This is a genomic window from uncultured Peptoniphilus sp. (genome assembly GCF_946998875.1).
Taxonomy (GTDB): Bacteria; Bacillota; Clostridia; order Tissierellales; family Peptoniphilaceae; genus Peptoniphilus_A.
The window spans coordinates 1-5,018 of record NZ_CAMQAY010000042.1 but is presented as its reverse complement, the minus strand read 5'-3'; the positions used below and the strand labels follow the sequence as shown (position 1 = coordinate 5,018).

The following is a 5,018-nucleotide window of genomic DNA, read 5'->3' as shown; positions in this document are numbered from 1 at the left end:
TGCCTCTTAAAAATTTTATTACATTTTTGAGAACATTTGGTCAGCCCACCATTCTTCCTTGTAAATATCATACTGACCAGCAACTTGTTCTAATTGGAAGTTTTCCCAATATTCAAGTTCATCGTAAAGTTTCTTTGCATTGGCATCCCCAGATTTTTCCTTAGCCTTAGCATAAAAAGCAATGGAAGAATTTTTGATGTCCTTAGCTATTGCAAATACATTTAGTGCAAGTCTTGCCTTTTCAGGGTCAACCTTGCCCCAATCGTAATCTTCTCTCTTAGTAAGTTTTGCCTTAATCTTGTCGGCAAGAGAAGTTTCGTCCTTTGACTTTAATGTTTCCTTAAGTCCCTTTAAGTAAGAGATGTGTTCTTCTGATTGGTGAGAAAGTGATGCGAAGATTTCTCCTGCATCGTCGCCCTTTAACATTTCAGCAGCCTTGTCGCAGAACTTAATTGATTCTGTTTCAATGGAAAGTGCTTCTTCAACAATTGACATTTCGTTGTCGAAAATCTTTTGGTCGTCTTCTGCTGAATATTTTTTGATAGTCTTTAGGTATTCTATGTTTTCAAGATCTGTTCCACTAAGTTCAACACTTGCTGCAGTTTGTCTTGAGTAGTGGCTCTTAACCTGTGAATTTGTCTTTTCTGGAAGAATTTGACAAATTCCACCAACGCAGCCTGCTCCCTTAATTGCTTCTTGTCCAGTGGCTATTGCTCTTTCATTTATTGGAAGAAGCTTTTTCTTTGAGTCGCCATAAACTTTTGTGAAGGCCTTTATAACAGATTCAACATTTACAGTATTTGTTACCTCTAAAAAGGCTCCAAGCATTATCATGTTGGCAACCTTTGCATTGCCAAGTTCATTTGCCAAGTCATTTACTGGAATAGAAAATACATTTATGTCATCTCTTGTTGGTGCTTTTTTAACAAGGGAAGAGTTTAGGAATAAATTTCCGCCAGGTGCAACATATTGTTCAAATTTTTCTAGTGATGGTTCGTTCATAACTACTACATCTGTTGCTTGTGAAATTACTGGAGAGCCAACAGGTTCATCAGAAACTACAACTGAGCAGTTTGCAGAACCTCCACGCATTTCTGGTCCATAACTTGGTAGCCAGGAAACAAATTTGTTTTCAAGCATTCCTGAATAAGTTATAAGTTGACCCATTGCCATAATACCTTGTCCGCCAAAGCCAGCAGCAATAATATCTCTAGTAGCCATTATTCACCCCTCCTAAAATTACCAAGTGGATAGTATGGAATCATATTATCTCTAAGCCATGCAAGTGCATCTGCAGGAGGAAGTCCCCAGTTTGTTGGGCAAGATGATAAAACTTCTACAATTCCAAAGCCCTTGCCTTCAAGTTGATATTTGAAACATTCTTTAATAGCTTTCTTTGCCTTCCTAATATTTGCTGGAGTGTCAACTGAAACTCTTTCAACAAATTTTGCTCCGTCAATAGTAGCAAGCATTTCAGAAACTCTAATTGGCTTACCACACCAAGCTTCGTCTCTTCCGTAAGGAGAAGTTGTTGTAACTTGACCAACTAGTGTTGTTGGTGCCATTTGTCCACCAGTCATACCATAAATTGCGTTGTTGACGAAAATTGTTGAAATATTTTCTCCTCTGTGAGCTGCTTGAACGATTTCTGCAGTACCAATTGAAGCCAAGTCGCCATCGCCTTGGTAAGTGAAGACTAAATTGTCTGGGTGAACTCTCTTTATGCCAGTTGCAACAGCAGGAGCTCTACCGTGAGCTGCTTCATGCATGTCGCAGTTAAAATATTTGTAAGCAAGAACTGCACAACCAACTGGTGCAACTCCAATTGCATCGTCTAAAACTCCTAGTTCAACTAAGGATTCTGCCACTAATTTATGAATAACTCCGTGAGTACATCCTGGACAATAGTGAGTTTCATTTCTAGTCAAACCATCTGAATATTTATATAAAACTTGTTCATTAGTTTTTTCCATTATTTGAGACCTCCTAAAACTTCAAGAGCAGCTTCTTTAATTTCTTCCACATTTGGAATTACGCCGCCTTGTCTTCCAAAGAAGTGAACCTTTTGTCTACCTTCAACAGCAATCTTGACATCGTCAGTCATTTGACCTTGGTTCATTTCGCAAACTAAAATGTCTTTGCATTTTGGATTTATTCCCTTGAAAGCTTCATAAGGATATGGCCAGCAAGTTATTGGACGGATAAGACCAACTTTGTGACCTTCTTTTCTTAAGTGTTCAATTGCACTCTTTGCAATTCTAGCAGTAGTTCCATAGGCACTGATAACTAAATCAGCATCTTCAATTCCATCAACTTCTACTCTAATTTCATTTTCAGTAACTTGTCTATATTTTTCAATTAAGTGTTTGTTGTGTTCTTCAAGTTCATCTGCAGAAAGATAAATTGAGTTTATAATATTTCTTTCGCCATGATTCTTTCCCTTGCCTCTTGTAGCCCAAGTTTTTTCAGGAAGATTCATTTTTTCTTGCATGCCAAATTCAACTGGCTCCATCATTTGTCCAAGTACACCGTCACTCATTATAACAACAGGATTTCTGTACTTGTCAGCTAAATCAAAGCCAAGTTCAATTAAATTTACAAGTTCTTGCACAGAAGATGGTGCCAAAGTAATAGTTCTGTAGTCACCATTTCCGCCGCCTCTAGTTGATTGGAAATAATCAGTTTGAGAAGGTTGAATAGAGCCAAGTCCAGGACCGCCTCTCATCATATTTACGATTACGCAAGGAAGTTCTGCCCCTGCCATATAAGAAATACCTTCTTGCATTAGTGAAACTCCAGGAGAAGAAGATGAAGTCATAACTCTTGCTCCAGCTCCTGCAGCACCATAAAGCATATTTATAGCTGCAACTTCAGACTCAGCTTGCAAAAAACATCCGCCAATCTTTGGAAGTTCCCTTGATAAGTATTCAGGTACTTCAGATTGAGGAGTAATAGGATAACCGAAAAAATATCTACAACCAGCTTCAATAGCTGCTGCACCAACTGCTTCGTTTCCCTTCATAAGTACTTTTGTCATGTAAACACCCCTTAAGAAATTTTATAAACTGTAATAATTGAATCAGGACAAGTTATTGCACAGTTTTGGCAAGCAATACAATCTTCTGGTCTCTTTGCCATTGCTGGTGCATAACCCTTTTTGTTAATAGTGTCCATGTCGATTTCAATTACATTTTTAGGACATACAGTTACACATAGTCCACAACCCTTACATCTGTCGCATTCAAACTCAACTCTTCCTTTAGCCATTATTTACCTCCTATAACATCCAATCTTCTCTAAAATATAAGTCTATTGGAAAAACTTCTGCTGCTAAATTTAAAGCTCTTACTTCCTTCTCAATGCTTCTTAGGCAGACTGCATAGACATAGGGAAGGTTTAACTTCTCTGAAACTTCTCTGGCAAGCTCATCGCCATACAAGAGATCATCTGCTGTAGTCTCCTTCAAAAAGTGAGTAGTGTTAATTATTCCTGTCACCTTGGTTTGTGAATGGCCTTCCACTTGTCCAATGAAATCTCTCACAGACTGAAAATCTTTAGTCTCTGGTCTATTTCTATTGATGACAAAGTAGTGGTCGTAGCCCTCTCTTTTTAAAATATCTCTATACCTGCCAAGAGAAAGTGAACCCTTGGGATTGCCGCCAACATCTAATACAGCTCTGTAGTTTTTATTTTCAAGTGGTTTTAAAATTGCCGCATCAACTGCTGGTATGTCCAAGGCATTTTTTTCTCGCATACTAGATGAAAATGATTCCACTCCGTGTTCGCTCAAAAAGTCCATTTTCTCTCTAAGTCTAAAGTATGTATTAATAATATCAAGATCAACTGCTGCAACCTTGTCAAAGTACCTTCTAAGGTACAAGGAATAGTTAATTGCAAACTCTGTCTTTCCACTGCCAAAGTGTCCAGTAATAATTTTTATCCTATTGCCTCTTTCTACTTCAGTAAACATTTCTCCTCCCTTCTAAAACACCAAATATATTATACATCAATTGAAAACTTTTGAAAACAATTGCAATGCCTTTTTAATTCAATTATTCTAATTTATTTAATTTCCTCCTCTTAAAATTTTTACTTCTCCTTAAAAATATTTTTATGAATTAGCTTGTTTTAGAGCTTAAAAAATTTTCACAAAATTAATATATTTTTGTGAAAAATAAATTTTTTTTTGGAAAAAATTTTTTAGGAAATTTTAAATTTAGGGCGAAAAAATATTTTTTTAGAAAATTTTTATGTAAAAAAATAAAAATCCCATAAAAATTTGACTATTTATATGAAAAGATATATATTATTAGCAGATGCACTTATCGAGTGCTAATGAAAAAAATAAAAAATTATTTGAATAAAGGTGATTAAATGAAAAATAAAAAATACAATGCTGAAACAGAAAGACTAATGGACTTAATGATTAACTCCATTTACACAAATAAAGAAATATTTTTGCGTGAGTTAATTTCAAACGCCTCTGACGCCATGGACAAGATGTACTACATCGCACTTAACGACGACAAGGTGAAATTCAACCACCAAGATTATTTTATAAGAATAAGACCTGACAAGGAAAAGAGAACTATTACCATTGAAGATAAGGGCATAGGCATGACTGAAGATGAACTTGTTGCTAACTTAGGCACAATTGCAAAGTCCGGCTCCCTTGATTTTAAAAATCTAAATGAAAAAAATGAGGACCACGAAATAATTGGACAATTTGGCGTGGGCTTTTACTCTGCCTTTATGGTTGCTGATGAAATTACTGTCCTCACAAGGTCCTATAAGGAAGATGGTGCACACCTTTGGAAGTCCAAGGGTGCCAAGGGCTACACAATTTCTGATGGAGAAAAAGATTCTCATGGCACTATAGTAAGTCTCCACTTAAAAGAAAACACAAAAGACGAGGACTATGACAAGTACCTTGACGAATACCAAATAAGAGAACTTGTCAGCCACTACTCCAACTACATCTCCTATCCAATAAAGATGGAAGTGGAAAAGAAAAGACC

General features: G+C 36.4%; 6 protein-coding genes. 1 reads left to right on the top strand and 5 read right to left on the bottom strand.

What is annotated here, in order from left to right; genetic code table 11:
* Positions 1-18: 18 nt before the first annotated feature.
* Genes Q0U74_RS07555 through Q0U74_RS07535 form a run of 5 tightly spaced genes read right to left on the bottom strand, consistent with a single transcriptional unit; the run spans position 19 to position 3,970 of the window.
* A complete protein-coding gene (locus Q0U74_RS07555; RefSeq protein WP_297393822.1) occupies positions 19-1,221 on the bottom strand; it encodes a 2-oxoacid:acceptor oxidoreductase family protein in 1,203 nt (400 codons plus the stop codon).
* Positions 1,221-1,973 (bottom strand): thiamine pyrophosphate-dependent enzyme, encoded by a 753-nt coding sequence (locus Q0U74_RS07550; RefSeq protein WP_070611602.1) that lies wholly within the window; start codon positions 1,971-1,973, stop codon positions 1,221-1,223. Before Q0U74_RS07550 ends, Q0U74_RS07555 begins: the two co-directional genes overlap by 1 nt.
* Positions 1,973-3,037: a 3-methyl-2-oxobutanoate dehydrogenase subunit VorB gene (locus Q0U74_RS07545; protein ID WP_297393819.1), complete on the bottom strand. Its 1,065-nt coding sequence runs from the start codon at positions 3,035-3,037 to the stop codon at positions 1,973-1,975. The genes Q0U74_RS07550 and Q0U74_RS07545 overlap by 1 nt, the downstream gene beginning before the upstream one ends.
* A gap of 11 nt (positions 3,038-3,048) precedes the next feature.
* On the bottom strand, positions 3,049-3,267 hold the full coding sequence (locus Q0U74_RS07540; RefSeq protein ID WP_297393818.1) for a ferredoxin family protein: 219 nt from the start codon (positions 3,265-3,267) through the stop codon (positions 3,049-3,051).
* Between the two features lie 10 nt (positions 3,268-3,277).
* Positions 3,278-3,970, bottom strand: coding sequence for an ATP-binding protein (locus tag Q0U74_RS07535; RefSeq protein ID WP_297393816.1), 693 nt, complete (start codon positions 3,968-3,970; stop codon positions 3,278-3,280).
* A 404-nt stretch (positions 3,971-4,374) separates the two neighbouring features.
* On the opposite strand from Q0U74_RS07535, the gene Q0U74_RS07530 reads away from it, so the two are divergent.
* Positions 4,375-5,018 (top strand): ATP-binding protein (locus tag Q0U74_RS07530; RefSeq protein WP_297393814.1); only part of this gene is annotated, 644 nt, incomplete at its 3' end.